Annotated in this window: 26 protein-coding genes and 1 pseudogene; 21 read left to right on the forward strand and 6 right to left on the reverse strand. The window is 48.0% G+C overall.

The genetic code is table 11. The annotated features are described in order from the left end of the window. The 9 genes from JUE30_RS11350 (at nt 1) to JUE30_RS08700 (ending at nt 3,829) form a co-directional block, all read left to right on the forward strand. Nucleotides 1-243 (forward strand): hypothetical protein, encoded by a 243-nt coding sequence (locus tag JUE30_RS11350; protein ID WP_308439845.1) that lies wholly within the window; start codon nt 1-3, stop codon nt 241-243. A 42-nt stretch (nt 244-285) separates the two neighbouring features. Beyond that, on the forward strand, nt 286-609 hold the full coding sequence (locus tag JUE30_RS08665; protein WP_003606404.1) for a DUF961 family protein: 324 nt from the start codon (nt 286-288) through the stop codon (nt 607-609). A gap of 17 nt (nt 610-626) precedes the next feature. Continuing rightward, nucleotides 627-998, forward strand: coding sequence for a YdcP family protein (locus JUE30_RS08670; RefSeq protein WP_203624512.1), 372 nt, complete (start codon nt 627-629; stop codon nt 996-998). A gap of 77 nt (nt 999-1,075) precedes the next feature. Next, nucleotides 1,076-1,339, forward strand: coding sequence for a hypothetical protein (locus JUE30_RS08675; RefSeq protein WP_203624513.1), 264 nt, complete (start codon nt 1,076-1,078; stop codon nt 1,337-1,339). Then, entirely contained in the window at nt 1,299-1,589 is a 291-nt protein-coding gene (locus tag JUE30_RS08680) for a hypothetical protein (protein ID WP_203624514.1), read from the forward strand. Before JUE30_RS08675 ends, JUE30_RS08680 begins: the two co-directional genes overlap by 41 nt. 34 nt (nt 1,590-1,623) lie before the next feature. Further along, the gene (locus JUE30_RS08685) at nt 1,624-1,872 is read left to right on the forward strand and encodes a hypothetical protein (protein ID WP_025012575.1); all 249 of its coding nucleotides are present in this window, start codon (nt 1,624-1,626) and stop codon (nt 1,870-1,872) included. Between the two features lie 19 nt (nt 1,873-1,891). Then, nucleotides 1,892-2,179, forward strand: a complete 288-nt coding sequence (locus tag JUE30_RS08690; protein WP_107773161.1) for a hypothetical protein — start codon at nt 1,892-1,894, stop codon at nt 2,177-2,179. Continuing rightward, the gene (locus tag JUE30_RS08695) at nt 2,176-3,564 is read left to right on the forward strand and encodes an FtsK/SpoIIIE domain-containing protein (RefSeq protein ID WP_203624515.1); all 1,389 of its coding nucleotides are present in this window, start codon (nt 2,176-2,178) and stop codon (nt 3,562-3,564) included. The genes JUE30_RS08690 and JUE30_RS08695 overlap by 4 nt, the downstream gene beginning before the upstream one ends. Next, entirely contained in the window at nt 3,554-3,829 is a 276-nt protein-coding gene (locus tag JUE30_RS08700; protein ID WP_203624516.1) for a hypothetical protein, read from the forward strand. The genes JUE30_RS08695 and JUE30_RS08700 overlap by 11 nt, the downstream gene beginning before the upstream one ends. A 2-nt stretch (nt 3,830-3,831) precedes the next feature. Here JUE30_RS08700 and JUE30_RS08705 read toward each other — a convergent pair whose 3' ends face one another. Together JUE30_RS08705 and JUE30_RS08710 are read right to left on the reverse strand one after the other, a co-directional pair. Then, a complete protein-coding gene (locus tag JUE30_RS08705; RefSeq protein ID WP_203624517.1) occupies nt 3,832-4,689 on the reverse strand; it encodes a nucleotidyl transferase AbiEii/AbiGii toxin family protein in 858 nt (285 codons plus the stop codon). Continuing rightward, complete coding sequence (locus JUE30_RS08710) at nt 4,686-5,273, reverse strand: type IV toxin-antitoxin system AbiEi family antitoxin domain-containing protein (RefSeq protein WP_203624518.1); 588 nt, start codon at nt 5,271-5,273, stop codon at nt 4,686-4,688. The genes JUE30_RS08705 and JUE30_RS08710 overlap by 4 nt, the downstream gene beginning before the upstream one ends. 82 nt (nt 5,274-5,355) lie before the next feature. Here JUE30_RS08710 and JUE30_RS08715 point away from each other — a divergent pair, with 82 nt between their 5' ends. The 12 genes from JUE30_RS08715 (at nt 5,356) to JUE30_RS08770 (ending at nt 16,544) form a co-directional block, all read left to right on the forward strand. Continuing rightward, nucleotides 5,356-5,616 carry a hypothetical protein gene (locus tag JUE30_RS08715; protein ID WP_203624519.1) on the forward strand — a complete coding sequence of 87 codons (261 nt, stop codon included), beginning with the start codon at nt 5,356-5,358 and terminating at the stop codon, nt 5,614-5,616. Nucleotides 5,617-5,928: 312 nt separating this feature from the next. Continuing rightward, complete coding sequence (locus tag JUE30_RS08720) at nt 5,929-7,119, forward strand: XRE family transcriptional regulator (RefSeq protein WP_203624520.1); 1,191 nt, start codon at nt 5,929-5,931, stop codon at nt 7,117-7,119. Further along, on the forward strand, nt 7,100-7,435 hold the full coding sequence (locus JUE30_RS08725; RefSeq protein WP_239061392.1) for a hypothetical protein: 336 nt from the start codon (nt 7,100-7,102) through the stop codon (nt 7,433-7,435). Before JUE30_RS08720 ends, JUE30_RS08725 begins: the two co-directional genes overlap by 20 nt. A gap of 130 nt (nt 7,436-7,565) precedes the next feature. Beyond that, on the forward strand, nt 7,566-8,291 hold the full coding sequence (locus JUE30_RS08730) for a site-specific DNA-methyltransferase (protein WP_203624522.1): 726 nt from the start codon (nt 7,566-7,568) through the stop codon (nt 8,289-8,291). A 98-nt stretch (nt 8,292-8,389) separates the two neighbouring features. After that, nucleotides 8,390-8,611 (forward strand): hypothetical protein, encoded by a 222-nt coding sequence (locus JUE30_RS08735; protein WP_003606383.1) that lies wholly within the window; start codon nt 8,390-8,392, stop codon nt 8,609-8,611. Nucleotides 8,612-8,614: 3 nt separating this feature from the next. Further along, a complete protein-coding gene (locus JUE30_RS08740) occupies nt 8,615-9,112 on the forward strand; it encodes an antirestriction protein ArdA (RefSeq protein ID WP_057821181.1) in 498 nt (165 codons plus the stop codon). A 61-nt stretch (nt 9,113-9,173) separates the two neighbouring features. After that, nucleotides 9,174-9,566 carry a conjugal transfer protein gene (locus tag JUE30_RS08745; RefSeq protein ID WP_125570244.1) on the forward strand — a complete coding sequence of 131 codons (393 nt, stop codon included), beginning with the start codon at nt 9,174-9,176 and terminating at the stop codon, nt 9,564-9,566. Further along, entirely contained in the window at nt 9,550-12,015 is a 2,466-nt protein-coding gene (locus JUE30_RS08750) for an ATP-binding protein (RefSeq protein WP_203624523.1), read from the forward strand. The genes JUE30_RS08745 and JUE30_RS08750 overlap by 17 nt, the downstream gene beginning before the upstream one ends. After that, entirely contained in the window at nt 12,002-14,089 is a 2,088-nt protein-coding gene (locus JUE30_RS08755) for a CD3337/EF1877 family mobilome membrane protein (protein WP_203624524.1), read from the forward strand. The genes JUE30_RS08750 and JUE30_RS08755 overlap by 14 nt, the downstream gene beginning before the upstream one ends. Next, nucleotides 14,086-15,081 (forward strand): bifunctional lytic transglycosylase/C40 family peptidase, encoded by a 996-nt coding sequence (locus JUE30_RS08760; protein WP_203624525.1) that lies wholly within the window; start codon nt 14,086-14,088, stop codon nt 15,079-15,081. The genes JUE30_RS08755 and JUE30_RS08760 overlap by 4 nt, the downstream gene beginning before the upstream one ends. Before the next feature lie 9 nt (nt 15,082-15,090). Beyond that, nucleotides 15,091-15,624 (forward strand): hypothetical protein, encoded by a 534-nt coding sequence (locus JUE30_RS08765; protein WP_203624526.1) that lies wholly within the window; start codon nt 15,091-15,093, stop codon nt 15,622-15,624. Next, entirely contained in the window at nt 15,621-16,544 is a 924-nt protein-coding gene (locus JUE30_RS08770) for a conjugal transfer protein (protein WP_203624527.1), read from the forward strand. The genes JUE30_RS08765 and JUE30_RS08770 overlap by 4 nt, the downstream gene beginning before the upstream one ends. Before the next feature lie 223 nt (nt 16,545-16,767). On the opposite strand, the pseudogene JUE30_RS08775 reads toward JUE30_RS08770, so the two are convergent. The 4 genes and pseudogenes from JUE30_RS08775 to JUE30_RS08790 form a co-directional block, all read right to left on the reverse strand. Continuing rightward, nucleotides 16,768-17,129, reverse strand: a pseudogene (locus JUE30_RS08775) (IS30 family transposase); the annotation flags it as partial. 61 nt (nt 17,130-17,190) lie between these two features. Next, nucleotides 17,191-17,874, reverse strand: coding sequence for an IS6 family transposase (locus tag JUE30_RS08780; protein WP_002816607.1), 684 nt, complete (start codon nt 17,872-17,874; stop codon nt 17,191-17,193). A 74-nt stretch (nt 17,875-17,948) separates the two neighbouring features. Further along, complete coding sequence (locus JUE30_RS08785; protein ID WP_203624528.1) at nt 17,949-18,827, reverse strand: S-4TM family putative pore-forming effector; 879 nt, start codon at nt 18,825-18,827, stop codon at nt 17,949-17,951. Between the two features lie 3 nt (nt 18,828-18,830). After that, complete coding sequence (locus JUE30_RS08790) at nt 18,831-19,814, reverse strand: hypothetical protein (protein ID WP_203624529.1); 984 nt, start codon at nt 19,812-19,814, stop codon at nt 18,831-18,833. Nucleotides 19,815-19,987 lie beyond the last annotated feature (173 nt).

Raw genomic sequence — 19,987 nt, forward strand, 5'->3', positions numbered from 1 at the left:
ATGCGCATTTCTTCTATCAGTATGTACCCCGATCTCGGTGGCGACGTGCTGCTCCAAGGCGACATCGTACTGGATCATGTACTCATCTTGAAAAACGTGAAGCTCATAGAAGGTCAGTATCGCTGGTATATCCAGTTCCCACGATACGCTGATGGTCGTACGGTTCACCCAATCTCCAAATCATTTTACGACTACCTACTTCAACAACTAACCGAATACTATCACCAAGCCACAGCCGAGTAGCCCACCTACCCGGCTTTTTGAATGCGAAAGGAAGGCTACAACATGGAACTCAAATTTGTTGCACCAAACATTGAAAAGACGTTCGGTCACCTATACTTCGGCTCGCTCAAGCGCGAACTGTCAGAAGGAGATCGTGACAACCGCAAGGTTGTCTCCCGCACTTACGAGTTGTTCTCCGACTTGCAGCGCACCGACAACATCGAAATCACTATTCCGGCGAAGAAAGGTGACAAGGCCGAAAGCATTGAAGTTGACGCACCGGTCACCATCATCAAGCCGCGGATTGCGACCGTTGGCTACCGGATCGGTGAACAAGCCTTTGTGCGCTACATCTGCAATGCCGACGATATTGTCCCAGTCAAATAAAGAAAAGAGGAACTCACATGCGATTAGCAGAAGGCATCGTTATCGACTTAGAAGAAACCTTTGGCGTCCTAAAATTATCCGGCCAGCGCCGCGAACGCTTCGTGCAAGACGAAGACGGCAATCGTACTGACGACGTGAAGGAACGCACCTATGACTTGAAGTCCATGAAACAGGGAATGATGATTCAGGTTTCCATTCCGGCCGAAGCTGGAATCAAAGACTTCAAGTACAACCAGATTGTTGCTTTGGTTGACCCAGTGATCGACACCGTGGCAAACGCGAACTTCAACCGAGTTGAAACTTCGTGGTACATGAAAGCCAAGGATCTCGTGATTGCCACCGCACCGGTCAAGCCGCAGGAGAAGCCAAACACCAATGACAAGAAATAGCTGCTCATTGCTCCACTCCTCGCGCGCGCCGCCCACTGCGGCGGTTGCTTACCACTAACGAAAGGAGTTGATCACAGATGATGACTTCCACATTGACCGTAGTTGGTCGTGAAGTGTTTATCGACGACTACAACGAAGAAATCGACAACGACTACCACCTTGACCCAGACGAAATCCTGCAAGACATGGTGGAGCTCATGGAAGAAAGCCCTGAATCCTACCAACACCTGCATATCGACAGCGAACAAACCAACGACGGCATGAATAAGCTGTTCTCGTTCACTTCATACGAGGGTGAGGATGGCTTACGGTTCTCGTATCTGGGCGTCAGCGATGAATAAGAATGTGAGATCGATGAAGCCACAAAATCTTGAAATCAACGAATTCATCGAAGACTACACCAGACTTGTCAGAACGGATGGCGTTCCCCCAAGCGCTGATTTTTTACGGGAATTGGTCGCTGATGCCGCAGCACAGGCAATGGACGGTCAACTCATTATCTGGGTTGATGACAACATGATTGATGACAAGCCAAAGGAATTCATTTTCAACTTGCTTGAAGACACCGTGATTTATATGGGTGTGGATTGAATTTCGTATTATCACAAATGAAAGGAGCTCGAAAATGTCCGCAATGAATATCGACGGATTCTTGGAAGACTACCCCGCGCTAGTTGACCCTGATTTTCACGACCCTAGCCCGGAAGCTTTGATCGACATGGTGCTGATGGCTGCCGAACAGGCAACTGCTGGCGAACCGTTTTCCATTTGGGTAGACGGCGAATGTACCCGCGATCACGAATCCAAAGAATTCAGCTTTAATATCGACACCGAAGACCGACAACCCGCTATCAAATATATTGGCGTCAAGTAACGCCCAAAGGAGAATTTCTATGAATGATCAAGTAACCCTCGTCAACTTGGACGACTTTCAACTTCACTACGAACACATCGCTGACTTTGACAACGGAGCATCACCCACTGGTGACGTCATCATCAACTTAATCGACGCAGCTAATCACGCGATTCAAGCTGGCATGAATGCTTGTGATTTGATTTTAGCCAGCGAGCAGTGTGCGAAACCCGAAGCCTACCTTCAAGGAGCACGCTTTAGTTTCAACGTTTCAAGTAGCCCACTTGGCCTCGTAATTGGCTACGACGGCGTAAATATTGACGAATGAAATTCACGTATCGCGGTACACGGGTCTATCCGCGTCAACGCAACCTGCTTTACAACACTGCGATGACCATTGTGGTTAGCTTGTGGGTAATTGGGGCTGTGATTGCCTATTGGCCGCTGCTAAGACAGATCAACTGGAAATTCTTTAGTTGGCCGGATCTGGTGACCTTGCCTTGGTCATGGCTGCCGCTGGTTATTAACAGTTTATGCACGGCACTACTCTTTGGCGTTGGTCTGTGGGCTTATCGAACTTGGTTTGCGGATTCCTACAAGCAGATGGAACACCGCCAAAAGCTCGCCCGCATGATCATGGAGAACAAGTGGTACCAAACCGACCAGTCCAACAGCGAGAGTTTCTTCAAAGACTTAGGCTCAACACGTACCAAAGAGAAGATTTCTCACTTCCCAAAGATATACTACCGGCTCAAGGACGGACTGATCCACGTTTCCGTTGAAATCGTCATGTCTTCCTATCAAGACCAGCTCCTACACTTGGAGAAAAAGCTCGAAGCCGGTCTTTACTGTGAGCTGGTCGACAAGATCCTGCATGATTCTTATGTCGAGTACACCTTGCTTTACGACACTATCGGCAAGCGTATCACCATCGCTGACGTGACCTGTGAACATGGCTCCATGCAGCTCATGGAAACTGTGGCTTGGCATTATGACACGCTGCCCCACATGTTAATCGCTGGTGGTACGGGCGGTGGTAAGACCTACTTTATTTTGACGTTGATTGAAGCACTACTAAAAGACGGTGCTCAGCTCACCGTTCTTGACCCGAAAAATGCTGACCTCGCTGATTTAGCTGATGTGATGCCAGGAGTTTATTCCAAGAAGGAAGCCATGCTGGGTGCAGTGGAAACCTTCTATCAGGATATGATGGCACGTAACGACAAGATGAAACAAATGGACGGGTACAAGACCGGCGAGAACTACGCCTATCTTGGACTACCCGCCCACTTCCTGATTTTTGATGAATACGTTGCCTTTATGGATATGCTTGGCCGCGATGCCATGCAAGTCATGTCCAAACTCAAACAGATCGTCATGCTTGGCCGTCAAGCTGGTTTCTTTCTCGTGTTGGCTTGCCAACGGCCCGACGCAAAATATCTGGGCGACGGGATCAGAGACCAGTTTATGTTCCGCGTTGCGCTAGGGCGCATGAGTGAGCTGGGCTATTCCATGATGTTCGGCGAAACCAACAAAGGCTTCTTCCAGAAACCAATTAAGGGACGCGGCTATGTGGACACTGGCGGTAGCGTGATCTCTGAATTTTACACACCGCTAGTGCCACGCGGCTATGACTTCCTCACCGAAATCGGCGCCGCCGCTAATACCGTTCCTGCAACCCCAACAGAACAGGAGGTGCCAAATGAGCACTGATGTCAAAATCGAAAACAGATCGCAATTCCTCAACGACTTTCACGAAAATGTACCTTTCCAGTCTGACGAAGACGCGGAAGACCAACTCGAATGGATGGCAATGCACGCCCACGAGTACCCGGATTCACGAATCTGGATGGGCGCTCCCGGCGGACTGACCGCTGATCGCTTTCCGAAAAGCTTTTGGTTCAATGTTACCACTGGCGACGAGGGCGAACTGATCATGACTTACACCAACGTCGCAGATGAAGGTGACGAGGAGTAGGTCTATGGTAATCCGATCTCGTTCACCAGATCTAATGCAGCATCGCAGGTGGCTTCATAAGTGACGTTCTCACTGTATACGTAGGCCACTCGGTACTTTTCCCAGCGCTGTTTCAATAGCACAGACCCACGCAATGTTGTAATGATTTCTGCGTATCGCGGCAACAGTGCCTCCGAGCCACGAAGCTCGGCCGTCGCGTGCAATGCATCCTTTAAGACTTTGAAATCAATATTCTGCCGTTGCACCTTATCGAACAGATACAAGTCGTAGAAGTCTTTCATACGCGAATTAAGTTCTTGCCGCACAACCATAGATTCAAGTTTCTCGGCAAGAATGGTCTCCATATTGTAGGCCATAACCAGAATATCTTGATCATTAAAAATTGTACGATGATGCCATGAAATTTCGCGGGGTGTGATCGTGTCCCCCGTTGAAACATCAATCTTCGTGTCTACGACGCTATTGTAGATTTTTGCTTCAATATGAATGCGAAACCCAGCGTATTCCGCGGCAACACGAATATCGTCAATCTTAGCAATTCTGATTGTTACGTCGCTGTCTGGCTCGTTCATATCAGCGATGTCCGTGAACACTTTGAGGATTTCCTCTTTTGTTACCGGTAAGCCTTTGACCGAGGTATCAACGTCACGAGTTGCCCGGGTATCAACACCTAGCATTGACGCAATTAGAAAACCGCCTTTGAGAATCAAGTTATCCCGGTAAGGCGAACGAGAAATACGATCCACAATCTCGTCTAACGCCACCTCCTGCATCAATATTTGGGGATCAATCTGCTTTTCTTTGGCAAGGTTACGCACTTTGGCCTTGAACTGTTGTCCATTTGAAAAACCTAGTTTCACAGTAGTACCTCCATGTAGTTATTGATTTTTTCTCTAACTTTGAACAAATCTGCATAGCGTACCAGCCGCCCAATATCTTTCTGCTTTAGCTGCGAATAGCTAATCATTGCTTGGCGAATAGTTTCCGAATCTGATGAATCACGCGCTCGTAAAATATCACAGAGGGTTCGCTCAATATTGTAGGCCCGCACCTTGTGCTGACCCGGAGACAGCACTTCCTCAACACCTAGCTCATGCCACTTTATATTTTGACGATAGACCCGCACAGGAAATTCGCCGAGTGAACTTGCATTGTAGCCGCGAGGAAAATTCATTTGGTAACGATCCGGTGTCCTGTCGATCATATGATGCAAAAAGAGCGCAGTGTCCTTATAGTAGATACCTTTGTTAAAACGATATTGAAGGATATACATGTCGTCTTCAAATATCGCCGGGTCAATATACACCCCACGCCCTACTCGTTCTAGCTTACCAAGGTTTGCAAGATCAATAAGCAGATGTGGATCAATTCCAAGTTTTCTAGCATCCGCGGTCGTGACCTGCCCATTATTTTGCTTCAAGAAGGATTCAATCAAATCTGACATTAAGTTCACCTCACGTTTCAAGCATCATTATACCACATAACGATGCTTGAAAAGTGGTACAAGATATACGAAAGGAGAACCCATGAGAGTACCAATTATTAACAATCAAAGTCGTTTTCAGGAAGATTATGCTGACACGATTATAGCCGGAACGCCAGAGGATGCCGAAGACGCACTGTTAGAAATGTGCGACTACATTGAACCTTACGAAGGCGGCAAGCACTGGCTCGAACTCGTTGGTGATCGCACCATCTCGGGCAAGCCCGTCTACTTCTGGTTCACAGCCACCATGACACAAACAGGCATGCAGCTCACTTATCATAGCTGGGCGCACCATTATTAACCGGATTCACGCCGTCATCAAGACAAAGCCTTTGAAAGGAGCAAGCCATGATTACCCAATCTGTTCAGAAAGGCTGCACCCTGCCGCCACGCGCGGCGTGCAGCGCGAAAGCCGCAAGCGTGAGTGGCAGCGGTCGGCGCCAGCCGACCGCTTACCCCCAGTACTCTAACAGGGGGGTATTAAATACAACGTCTGTGCCTGAACACAAGGTAGAAAGCCTGATATGACAGGCTTAAATTGAATAGTTACAAAATGATGGATTGCACCCCGCATCCATCATTTTTTTGTCCAAAAATCAAAGGAGGCTAAATTGTGATTTCTTGGCATGAACAAGTTAAGCTACATCGAAAACAATTACGACTGACGCAAGCTCAAGTCGCTCGGCGCTTAGGTGTTACACGGATGCATTACGTCCAAGTAGAAAACGGCAAGACTAACCCTAGTGCGTCACTGCAAATGGAAATCGACCGGCTGCTCAAGAACTGGAACGACGAACCAGAACTGACGCTAATGTTTGACTACATGCGTGTGCGGTTTCCAACACATAACGCCAAAGCCGTGATCACTAAGATTCTCGGTCTGACCCCAGAACACCTGATATTCGAGGAACACGGCTTCTACGGCTATTCGGCCATGTATATCTTTTCCAACATTCAGGTCATGGTGGCACCGGTTGACTCCAATCTCGGCACGTTAGTTGAAATGAAAGGCCAAGGCTGCCGAGAGTTTGAGGGGATTCTGCTTAGCCACGGTGAGAACTGGTACGACTACTTCTTACGGGTCGATGAAGCTGGTGGCATTTTCAAACGAGTTGATATTGCGATTAACGACATGGTTGGCCTGCTGAATATCCCCGAACTGGTCGATAAGTGTCTGAACAACGAGTGCATCTCCGTCATGCGATCATTCCAAGGGCTGCAATCAGGAAAGCTCGTGGATCTCGACGAGGTTGGCCGAGGCAATACGCTGTACGTCGGCACGATGAAAAGCGACGTGTATTTCTGCATCTACGAAAAGGCTGCTGAACAAGCGGCCAAGCGCGGCATCTCGATTGCCGATACCCCAATCATCAACCGATTTGAGATTCGTTTGAAAAACGAGCGGGCAATTAAGGCGATTGAGAATATGCTGATAACCCGTGACGCTGAAAAGGTTGCGTTTGGTATCATCACCCGCTATATGCGCTTCGTGGATGAAGTCCCGGACAAAAGCCGCTTGAAGTGGCCGGTCAACGAACGTTGGGCATACTTCCTTGGCAAAGGACGCCAGCCGATTCGCTTAACCACCGATCCCCAGCCCTTTGACCTGAACAAGACCAAGGCGTGGCTCCAAAAGCAAGTCATGCCAACGCTCAAAGTCATCAAAGAAATCGACAACTACTTTGGCACCACTGACTTGCAGCTCATGATCAAGGACGCCGAGCTGACCGACAAACACCTCAAGCTGATTGAACAACAGACTGTTGGTAGCGAAGAGCTAGGAGGTGACATGTTTGGTCAATGACGTGCTGGCTTCCCACCCGCTGCGCGGTAAAGCATTCAAGGACTGTATGCTGAACGTGTACGTCTACAAGGCAGCACTAGTCGGTGTCGTCGAACACAAGAAGTACCGGCGCATCTGTGACATGAATAGTTTTGGCTTCACGGCACAAGACTATATCGCTTGGCGGCACCAGCAACAAGAACACCCGGCGGCTCTGATTGGCCGCGATGGCCGCGCCTTGAATTACGGCGAACTGCGCCAACTACTTTATCAAACAGCCGAAGAATCAGGCTGGCCGGTCTTCGCTGCACCAGTGAAAGACCTATTTTTCGATTAACTCACTTGGTCGCGATTGACCGTGCCAAAACAATCGCAATTCAAAAAGGAGTGACGGTCACAAATTCAACTAAAGGAGTATCAATGCAATCGAACTAGACGTCATCTACAATCGCGAGTGTCTGGAAGGCATGGCGGATTTACCGACAGCCTCCATTGACATGATCCTGTGCGACTTGCCGTATGGCGCCACAGCCAATGCTTGGGATAAGGTGATCCCGTTTGAATATCTCTGGGGTCAATACGAACGGCTCATCAAACCGCAAGGCGCGATTGTACTCACCGCAACCGAACGCTTTTCTGCGGACTTAGTACAATCCAACCCGACCTTGTACCGCTACAAGTGGGTCTGGATCAAGAATACTGTCACCAACTTCGTTAATGCCAAGAACCGCCCACTATCCCGCTTCGAGGAGATTCTCGTCTTCTCCAAGTCGGGCACAGCTAACTTCGGTAATTCCCCTGATACCAAAAGCATGAAATATTTTCCTCAGGGACTGCTCCCCTATAACAAAACCGTCAACTCACGCAAGTATGAGAGGGCCAACCAGCTGCACCCGTGGGACGCACCTGATAGCTACACACAAGAGTGGACGAACTACCCGTCTGACGTGCTCAACTACAAGTCTGATCGCACCGGCTGGCACCCGACACAAAAGCCTGTCGATCTCTTTTCCTACCTCATCAAGACTTACACGCAACCCGGCGAGATCGTGCTGGATAACTGTATGGGTTCTGGCACTACCGCAATGGACACTGACCGCAACTTTATCGGCTATGAAATTAGCGAAGAATACTGGCACCGGGCTAACGACCGAATCAAGCAACATCATGCTACGCAAACTGAACTATTCTGATTCATCACTCACGATCCGGTCGCCGCTGACCACGTCAAAACAGCGGCAATTTTGAAAGGAGCCCTGGTCACAAAACTAAAAATCAAAGGATGATTATTATGAATTTCGGACAAAACTTGTTTAACTGGTTCACCTCCAACGCCCAGAGCTTGGTGCTGATGGCGATTGCCATTATCGGGGTCTACCTCGGCTTCAAGCGCGAGTTTTCCAAGCTGATCGGCTTCTTAGTCATTGCGATCATTGCCGTCGGGTTGGTGTTCAACACCGCCGGGGTCAAAGACGTACTGCTGAACTTGTTCAACCGCGTCATGGGGGCTTAGCCTATGGACGACATCAAAGTCTTTATTGCCAATCTTGGCAAGTATAACGAGGGCGAGATTGTCGGCGCATGGTTCACGCCGCCAATCAACAACGAAGAACTCGCTGAAAAGCTAGGTCTGAACGACCAGTACGAAGAATACATGGTTCAGGACTACGAAGGCCCCGTTGTCTTTAGTGAGTATTCAACGATTGGTGAAATCAACGAAGCTGCCGCAGCCGTTGAAGCATTGAAAGGCACCGAGATTTACCCGGCCATCAAAGAGCTTATTGGCGAATGGTACGACAACGTGATCGAACTCGCCGCACACAAGGACGACATCGCCTGTTATCACGTCGCGAACATGGCGGAGTTGGCCGAAGAACTAGCTGATGAAGGTTGGTTCGGTGACATTCCGCCACAAGTCGAAAACTACATCGACTATGCCAAGGTCGGACGTGACCTCGAAATTGAAGGAGGTTTCGTTGAAACACCTTACGGCATCTACCAATTATTAGACTAAATCTCTGGGCTGGCGCTGTAAAAGGCGTCAGCCTTTTTATCTCACTACGAAAGGAGATCACATGAAGAAAGTCAGATCCTACACCAGCATCTGGTCGGTGGAAAAGGTGCTGTATGCCATCAATGACTTGCAACTACCGTTCCCAATTACTTTTACGCAAATGACGTGGTTCATCGTCAGTCTGTTTGCGGTCATTTTGCTGGGCGACTTGCCGCCACTATCATTCATTGACGGCGCGTTTCTCAAGTACGTCGGCATTCCGGCTGGGCTAACGTGGTTCATGAGCCAGAAGACCTTCGACAACAAGAAACCAATGGGATTCTTGCGGTCGGTGATCAACTATGCCATTGCCCCGAAGCTCACCTATGCTGGCAAACCCGTGAAGTCGCAAAAAGAGAAACAAGACACATCGGTGACCTACGTTTGGAGGTACCACAATGAAATTTCCAATTAAATATATTGAGGACAATTTGGTCTGGAACACAGACAGCGAGTGCTTTGCCTATTTTGAACTGATCCCGTACAACTACTCGTTTCTAAGTCCCGAACAGAAACAACAAGTCCATGAGAACTTCCGCCAACTGATCTCCCAGAATCGTGATGGCAAGCTCCATTTATTGCAGCTCGCCACCGAAGCCAGTGTCCGGGACACCCTCGATCGCTCAAAGAAGTTGGTCAAAGGAACGCTTAAAGACATCGCCTTCCAGCATATTGACGGCCAAGCCGAAGCACTGACCGAAAACGTCGGTGACAACCAAGTGGACTACCGCTTCTTCATCGGCTTTAAGCTGTTGCTGAACGACGCAGAGGTTACCGCCAAGTCTATCTTCAAGGATATGTCCTTGGGCATTCGGGACTTCTTCGCCGAGTTCAACACAACGTTCGCTGGTGATTTCTTCACCATGAACAACGCGGAGGTAGAACGCTACGCCAAGTCCGCAAAGTTTCTCGCCGAGAAGATTGGTCGGCGCTTCAAAGTGCGACCACTCGACAAAAACGACTTCGGCTACCTGCTGGAACACCTCTACGGCATGACGGGGCAAGATTACGACGATTATGAGTACCACTTGCCCCGCAAGAAGTCTAAGCGCGACACGATTATCAAGCGCTATGACTTGATCAAACCAACTCGGTCACTAATTGAGCAGCACCAACGCTCGATCAAGATCACTCACGGGCTGGATAGCAGTTACGTGACGTACCTGACACTTTCCGACATCGTGGGTGAGCTCGAATTTCCCGGCAGTGAGATCTTCTATTTCCAGCAAAGTCAGTTCGATTTTCCAATCGACACCAGCTTGAACGTTGAGATCGTGACGAACAAAAAGGCGCTGACCAAGGTACGCAACAAGAAGAAGGAACTCAAGGACTTGGACGAACACGCCTATCAGTCTGGCAACGAGACGACACGTGGCGTCAGCGACGCACTGGATTCTGTCGATGAACTTGAAAGCAACCTCGACCAGACTAAGGACGCCATGTACAAGATCAGCTACATCATTCGCGTGGCTGGGCGTAGTGAAGACGAAATGAAGCGCCGCGCTGATCAGCTACTCGATTTCTACGACAGCCTCAACATCAAACTCGTGCGACCATTCGGCGACATGCTGGGACTACACAGCGAGTTTATCCCTGCCTCAAAGCGCTATATCAACGACTATATCCAGTACGTCACCAGCGATTTCATCGCCTCACTAGGCTTTGGCGCGACGCAATCGCTCGGTGAAAAGGAGGGTATCTATATCGGGTACAACGTTGACACCGGACGCAACGTCTACTTGCAACCAGATATTGCCGCGCAAGGTATCAAGGGGACTGTCACCAATGCCTTATCCGCCGCTTTTCTTGGTAGCTTGGGTGGTGGGAAGTCCTTCTCTAACAATTTGCTTGTCTACTACGCCGTCCTTTACGGAGCGCAGGCACTGATTCTTGACCCGAAGTCGGAACGTACCGGCTGGGCAAAGAACCTCGACTTTATGGAAGATCAAATCAACATCGTCAATCTGACCAGTGAGGAACAAAACCGTGGACTGCTTGATCCTTATATCATCTTGTCTAACTTGAAGGATTCTGAATCGCTAGCCGTTGATACGCTGACCTTCCTCACTGGCATCTCAAGCCGTGATGCCGACCGCTTCCCGACGCTGCGCAAGGCAATCCGGGCAGTAACACAGGCGCCCGAACCGGGACTGTTGAAAGTCATTGATGAACTCCGCCGCGAAGACACGCCTATTGCGCGCAACATTGCCGATCATATCGAATCCTTCACGGATTACGACTTTGCGGCATTGCTGTTCTCTGACGGGACGGCACGGCGGACAATCGCCCTTGACCGCAAGATCAACATCGTGCAGATTGCAGACTTGGTGCTTCCAGACGCTGATAAGATGCAAGAGGAGTACATCACTGCGGAAATGCTGTCCGTTGCCATGCTCATGATCATCAGTACGTTCGCAATCGATTTCATTCACCAAGACCGCGCTCAATTCAAGATTGTGGACTTGGACGAAGCCTGGGCTTTCTTGAATGTCGCGCAAGGCAAAGCCCTGTCGATGAAGCTAATTCGTGAAGGTCGTTCCATGAACGCTGGGGTCTACCTCGTCACTCAAAATGCAGACGATTTGCTCGACGAAAAGATGAAGAACAACATCGCCCAAAAATTCGCGTTCCGTAGCACCGACATCACGGAAATCAAAAACACCCTCAACTTCTTTGGTCTCGATGCCGAAGACGAGGGTAATCAGAACCGGCTTCGGTCACTAGATAATGGGGAATGCTTATTCCAAGACATTTGGGGACACGTCGGTGTGCTGCACTTCGACTATATCTTTGAACACCTGCACCACGCTTTTGACACTCGGCCACCGAAACCCGTGGAGGTGATCGCTGATGACGAAAGCTAACCGTCGGCGGCTACTGCTGTTCCTCGGTGTTGTCGCGGCATTCATGTTAGTGCTAATGCTCGCTGGCGGTCAACCGGTACACGCTGCGGGATTGGTTGACAATCAGTCTGGCGGCTCTAACGAGTATTCCAAGTACCCGTTGTCGCACTACCAGCTCGACTACTTCGTCGATACGAGTTGGGACTGGCTCCCGTGGAACTGGGGCGATGGCATCGGTAAGTCTGTGAGCTATGGCCTGTATGCCATCACCAACTTCTTGTGGACACTCTCGGTCTACCTGTCAAACGCTGCGGGTTATCTGATTCAGCAAGCCTACTCGCTGGACTTCATCAAAGATACGTCTGACGCGATTGGGAAGAACATGCAGCTCTTGGCTGGAGTGTCAAAGGACGGCTTCACTACTGACGGCTTTTACCCCGGCTTACTCCTCATGATTACGCTGGTAGTCGGCATCTATGTCGCCTACACCGGTATCATCAAACGCGAGACCTCCAAAGCCATCTCGGCAATCGTCAACTTTGTGGTGATCTTCATCACGTCAGCCAGCTTCATCGCCTACGCCCCGGACTACGTGAGCAAAATCAATGAGTTCAGTTCAGACATCAGCACCAGCGCGCTCAACACTGGCTCCAAGATGATTATGGGCACTGATACAGCCACCGATAAATCAGGCGTCGACGCGATCCGTGACACTCTGTTTGAAATTCAGGTGAAGCAGCCGTGGACACTTTTGCAGTTTGGCGACAGCGACGCTGATACCGTTGGCAAGGATAGCGTAAACACGTTAACGAAAACCGACCCGTTTGGCGACAAAGGCAAAACCCGTACCGACGTGGTCAAGGCTGAAATTGAAGACAACGATAACGAGAATCTCTCGCCAACTATGACGATCAATCGCCTTGGTACCACGACCTTTGTTGTCCTGTTCAACATGGCGATCACCTTGTTTGTCTTCTTCCTGACGGCAATGATGCTGTTCAGCCAGATACTCTTTATCATCTATGCGACGTTCTTACCGGTGTCGTTCTTACTCGCTATGCTGCCGTCCTTTAACGGATTGATGAAGCAGAATATTATGAAGCTTTTTAACACCATCATGACACGAGTTGGCGTGACGCTGGTGATCACGATGGCGTTCTCGCTATCGGCAATGGTCTACGGATTATCGGCCACCTCACCGTTCTTCCTCGTGGCCTTCCTGCAAGTTACCATCTTCGCCGGTATCTGGATGAAGCTCGGCGACCTGATGGGCATGATGCAGCTACACAGCTCTGACGCCCAGCAAGGCGCACAACGCTTCTCGCGTCGTGGGAACCGCATGCTACGACAGTTCGTCGGTAGTGCCATGGGTGGCGCAATGGCCGGACGCTTCCTGTCGCGGGGCTATGGCAAGGGGCGTGGAACACCACAGCTCCCGACAGGAACGCAACGCGAACAGACTGCGGACGCTACCAAACCGCAACAACCCAAGAAGCCACGCAGCCAACGACTGGGTGAGAAACTTGCCGATGTATCTGATGTCGGCAACAAGCTCAAGGACAAGACTGAACGTGGCCTTGATCAGGTGAAGGACGCACCAACCAACGTTTTATATGGTCTGCATCGTGGTAAGCAACTGACTAAGGAGGCCGCCGAAACTGCGAAGGACAGCTTCAAGGGGCGGCGTGAGACCAATCAGCAGGAACGCGACAAACAGCTTGAGCAGCGGCGTAAGCAAATGCAAGAACGCAAGCTCGCGATCAAGCCTAAAGCTGATCCTGAAAAGCCAAAACCAACGGCTACCAAGCCGCCGGTTGAACCAACTCGTAAGCCAACAACTGCCACATCTACAAAACCAAAACAAACTGATATTAGCGGTCAACCAAAGCGTGCTGCCACGAAGCCAACATCAACTCGGCCTCCACGTCCAGCCACGAAGCCGCAAGCAGAACCCACCATCACACCACACCAAGAACCCACTCCGTCAACGGATAGACCCAAGAAGCCACTGACCCTCGTTTCCGAAAAGCCAGCCAAGCCACGCAACCCAAAGCCACAGCGGATCAAAAAGGCTAAGGGGCATAAGAAGCGATGAAACTCTGGCGCTGGTTAGCGCTTGCCGCACTCCCAATACTGTTGATTGGCGGTCTGTTTTTTGCAGTCATCGCCTCTGATGATGACGAAGACCAGCCCGCCTCTGCGATCACAGCCGACGCGATGAACTTATCCGCTGAAGTCTATAAGCATAAGCTGACAGTCGAAAAGTATTGCAAGGAGTTCGGTATTCCCGACCAGGTGATGGTGATACTCGCCATCACGCAGGTTGAATCAGGTGGTAAGGGTGGCGACGTGATGCAAGCTAGTGAATCGCTGGGACTACCAGTCAATACACTAGATACCGAAGCGTCCATCAAGCAAGGCGTGAAGTATTTCGCGTCGCTACTGAAAAGCATGAAGGCTGCGGGCGTAGATCTCAACACTGCGATTCAAAGCTATAACTACGGTGGCGGCTTTATTGATTACGTTGCGAAGCACGGCAAAAAGTACACGCTGGAACTGGCAACCGCGTTTGCCAAAGAGAAGTCTGGGGGTAAGAAAGTCACCTACACCAACGCAGTAGCCAAAGACGGTTGGCGTTATGCCTACGGGAACATGTACTACGTGTCGGTCATCTCGCAATACCTTGTCACAGGTGGTGCGAAGTTCGACGACAAAACGGTGCAAGCCATCATGGACGAAGCGCTCAAATATCAAGGCACTCGTTATGTGTTCGGCGGCTCAACGCCAACAACGGGCTTCGACTGTTCCGGGCTAACCAGTTGGTGTTACAGCAAAGCCGGGATCAAACTCCCCCGCACCGCACAAGCACAATACGACGCCACGGCACACCTGAACATCAAAGCCGCCAAACCCGGTGACTTAGTGTTCTTCCACTCAACCTATGACACTGCCGACTACGTGACCCACGTTGGTATCTATGTCGGCGGCATGAAAATGTACAATGCGGGCGACCCGCTTGGCTATGCCGACCTGAACTCAAGTTACTGGCAAGCCCACCTGATCGGCGCCGGGCGTGTGAAGAAGTAGGTGAAGACAATGGATCAAAACGGTATCGGTTATTTTGACTGGATGGATCTCATCACTAACACCTACGACGACGCACTGCAAAAGGCGCACGTCGATCTCAAATTTGGTGACAATCGCGCACTACGCAACAAGGAACTCGACTTTGCGTCAAGCGAATGGGAACGCATCAAGTTCTTCAAACAACGCCTGCCCAACACCGACGACCTCTGCCACGTCCTCGACCGCTTTGTTGACCGAATGCCAGAGATGGAGTATGGGCACCGGCGCGAGTATCGCCTCGTTGTCGCGCATGAAGTGGCCGTTGATCGATGGCTCAAGGGCAAAGTGTTCGCCCTAGAAGACCGCAAGTATATCCTCGACCGCGAACGTTACTTGGCCGAAGAATATTTCAACAACGACCGTGAACTCGGTCAGTATATCGAAACCGACTATGAGGGCTACAAGCGAATCTCACTACAACGCCTGTTCGTGCGTTTTCTCGATATTTACGATGACTTTTACCGCTGCTATGAAAAAAGAAAGGACAAGGTGAACAAACCTTGAATAAAGATCAAAATCAAAAGAAAGGCTGGTTCAAGAAACAGCCAGCCGCCCCAAAGCCGCCTAAGGTCAGACATCGCGGCTTGCGTCGTCCGGTCACGCTGCTTTGCTGGGCGGTATTAATCGGTAGCACCAGCTTCGGCGTCTACAAGAACATGACCGCTATCGACACCCACACGGTGCATGAAGTCCAAGTGATCAAGACCAAGGTGATCGACACGCACGCCTTGGCGACATTCACTACCGACTTCGCTAAGCTCTACTACTCGTGGCAGCCGAGCCACGAAGCCCTCGATCAGCGGCAGAAAGCATTGCAGCCCTATCTTGTAGAGCAACTGCAATCGCTGAACACCGACACCGTGCGGAGTGACATTCCCACAACTGCCACAGTGAGTGAGGTCAAGGTCTGGGACGTGAGCAAGACAGCTAAAAACACGTTCCGTGTTCTATTTACGGTGAAGCAAGGCCTCACCAAGGGCAAAGACAAGAAATCTGTGACCAGCACTTACACCATTAACGTCATGCAAGATAGCAGCGGTGATATGGTGCTCACCAAGAACCCAACCATCGCAGCCGAACCGGCAACGGCACGGATCAAGATTCCAGACACCCATTCCGATAACTCGGTAGCCAGTAGCACCGCAGAAGACGTAACTAAATTTCTCAAGACGTTCTTCACTCTGTACCCACAAAGTGACCGCAACGAACTCAAATACTACGTTAAAGATGGTACGCGCCCAATCGGACGCAACCTCAAGTTCGTGGAACTACTAGATCCAATCTTTAAGCAGACTAAAAACGGCCTAACCGTCACCTTATCTGTGAAGTATCTCGACACTGACAACGATATGAGCCAAATTTCGCAATACAACCTGACCCTCTCCAAGCAAAGCAACAACTGGATTATTACCGACGGCATCTAAATGAAAACCCGGCACGACCTCACGCTGAAACTAGCGCAGCAGATCGTGCCGGGTATTGTCGTTATTCTGATTGCGTGGCAGCGTTGCGTCTGCGTACTTTACGAATGACTAGTAATAGCGTTTATCCGTATTATCGCTCACTTTCAACCACCAATCTTTCAAAAATTTTATTGAACTGATGCGTATTAACATAGTCTTTAAATCCTAGATTGCAATAATAAAGTTACCACCTAGAAAGAGGCTTGCTCACTGCTTGAACTGGGGTTTGCCAACGGAGACATTTTCTAGGTTTGTTATTGATAAGCGCTGTGGCTTGTTGAATATCGGTCTCTGAAACCTGATCAAACTGTGTTCCCTTCGGGAAATAGTAGCGAAGTTCTCGATTGAACCGTTCATTTGTGCCCCGTTCATTCGGTGATAGGCGTGGCAAAAGTAAACCGGTATCCGATAGCGCTTTGTAAGCGCCTGATCGCAGAAAAACTCTTTACCGTGATCAACCGTCACTGATCGAACCGGACCCGGAAAGTCAACCATCAGTCTTGCAAATCCCTTGAGAACAGCATTTTGTGATAAGTTTTCAAGCTGGATCTGGTGCAAACAGTCTGAGAGATGACCATCTAACCAGCTATTGATCCTATGTTGAAGGTTATGCAGCTAACAATGCTTCTAACTCGTCCACGACTGAGAACCCGATGAGACTTAACTCTCGTCGGGTTCTTTTGCGTATTGCGTGAACAATTTCCACACCGCTCAACGTTGCACTAGCGGTTCGAATGCTTTGAAAGCTTGCTGAGCGGACACGATGACGTTTAATGAATCGGTGGTCCTGTTCAATCAAATTATTTCGATATTTGGAACATTGGTGGGCTGATTTGCTCAAATAGTCTTGCTTTATCAGGTGCTTCACTGCTTTCAGTGTTGCCCGATATTGATCAGTGACTAATCGATCAGGCCGACCATTGGTCGTCAAGAGACGCTTCAAAAAGTGATAGGATGCGGTATAATCGCGGTGTTTTCGTAGCTCAAAATCCATGGTCAAACCGTTACTGTCAATAGCGCGATACAAATAGGCCCAACGGCCTTTAACTCGAATATAGGTCTCATCGATTCGCCAACTTTTAGCGTGAGCTGTTTGATGCCGACGCCATAGAGCCTTAAAGATGGGGCCATAGTGATGAACCCAACGCATGACCGTGGTGTGATGAACAGTGATACCCCGATCCCGAAGCAATTCAACGATGTCACGATAGCTGAGACTGAATCTGAAATAGTAGCCAACGGCTACTAAGATGATGTCCTTTTGAAAGTGGCGTCCCTTAAAGTGATTCATGCGCGCAATCCCTCGTTTCTTGGCACCCAGTATACTAAAATCAAGTCAGCGAGGAAAATTTGCACCAGAACCGATTAATGTTCCAAATGCTTTTTTAAATTATCAGCAATACTTTTCGTAGAGGATTCCATTGCTTCTTCACTTTTTTTCTTGGTAATAAAGTAAATCCAATTTGGAACTAAAATAGTTGCAGATCTAATATTAATAAATATAAAATCTTGAATAGATCTTAAGTCTTCAACAGAAATTGAATATCTATTTTCATCTATAGAGTGAATGATATCATCTATCTTGTTAATTAGTTGGGTTTCTTCATCTAACAAAGCTTTAAAACTGATCCAATAATTTACAAGTTTTATAACAATTGGAATTATAGTAACTATGGTAGTATCCATAGCATGTACCCACATGTAATCTTTAAAAAAGATACCAGCAGTAATAAATCCTAGAAATAGCAAAAGTAAAAATGCTATTACATTTTTACAGGTTCTATGGAGCTGTATATTCCATACTACATTATTCCTTTGGCAAATGATTATATTTAATTCATCTGAATCTAAATTTGGATTAGTGTACCAATTTTTTAAAATATTATGATCCTGTTTTTTTGAAAATTTATTAATAATCTCTGGGTTTGGTTCTCTTCCGACTAATATTTCATTCCAGTATAGCCCGAATATAAGAGTGTCAAATTTTTCTTGAATTCTTGCGGCGTTTTTTATTTCGTCTTTTGACCACTGAGTTAGTAAGAGAGATATCACGGTGACGATTGTTGTGATGAATTGAATGCAAATCCCATTTCCAATAAAAAGTATAAGGATAATCGGAACTAATGTTGACAAAAAGCTAAAAAGCTCTATAAATTTTGCTTGAGAATATAAATTCCTTTGTGCAGACAATAATCGAATTGCTTTAGGTGTGTTTTGCTTAGCTATGTCAAATTTTATTTTCATCTATCAGTTTCCAAAAAACATAATCCAAGATTTTATTGCTTGCTCACTCATAGATTCAGTTTCGTAATTATTAGCCTCTTTTATCAAGTCATGGTAATATATTGCTTTTTTCTGAATTTCTAAACGAGCTGCAAAATCTAAAGAATTCAGATCTCCTTGAAATTCCTTTCTGTCTTGAACAGAACCGAAAACTGCTTTTGAAAGATAAAGAAGGAAACTTTCTATAAACTCTCGGGAGTTGGAGTATATTGGATTAGTGTCTATAAAGTCAAGAACCATGGTCTCTAGTGCATAAGAATTAAGCTTGCATACTGCATTATGAGCCTTTCGCCAATACTTCAGAATACGTACTACTTCCCTTAGATCAATTGTGGATTTTTTTTGATATTCCGTTAAATTTTGACGATCTATTCGTGGATCTGTTTTTTCCCAAGCACCTTCCCCATTTGGAATGATGTAGTAGTAATATCCCTGACCATCATCAACAGTTCTAAATCCAGGGACTATATCAAATCCCCAGTCGTAACTTGATAATTCCAGTCTGAGTGCCTGCTGACTCCTTTTAATATCTGCCGACTGATATTGCGATATTCCATTCAATAGCTGTTTAAGATAATTCAAGACTTTTATAGAACTAAGCCCATTTTCTCCATCCATTTTCTTTAATTCAGGAGCGCTATTTGGAACATTTATAAACACCTGATTCCATTGAGACGTATCTAAATTAGCGGTGCTACCCTTTGCCGAAAAGATAATCATTTGGTCAACATCGTCAAGAGGTCTAATCTGTGTCTTTCGAGCAAATGATCCCATTTTTAATGCAAATTCTGAGCCCGAGTATAGTTCAAGGTTTTCCTCGCTTTTTTGACTAAGATCCTTAATATTTGAAGTTAACCAATTTCTACTATTTCTTGCACCTGTGCTTTTTTTACTATCTATATTTATGTTTTCTGAAACATAATTGCTAAACCAAGAATCTACAGTCATAAACACATTCTCCTTTTTTATCATTATCTTCAGCTAGCTCCCCAGTTTACAATTCAAGTGCAACACCTTAGCGACTAGACCAAAAAGGCCATGAAGACCTATTCTTGTTAGTGCAACCAGACAAGAAAGCAGGAATCTTCATGACCCACTCTCAGATTAACACTCACAAGCAC

Origin of the sequence: Lacticaseibacillus sp. 866-1, from assembly GCF_016861825.1 — a bacterium.
Lineage (GTDB): Bacteria > Bacillota > Bacilli > Lactobacillales > Lactobacillaceae > Lacticaseibacillus.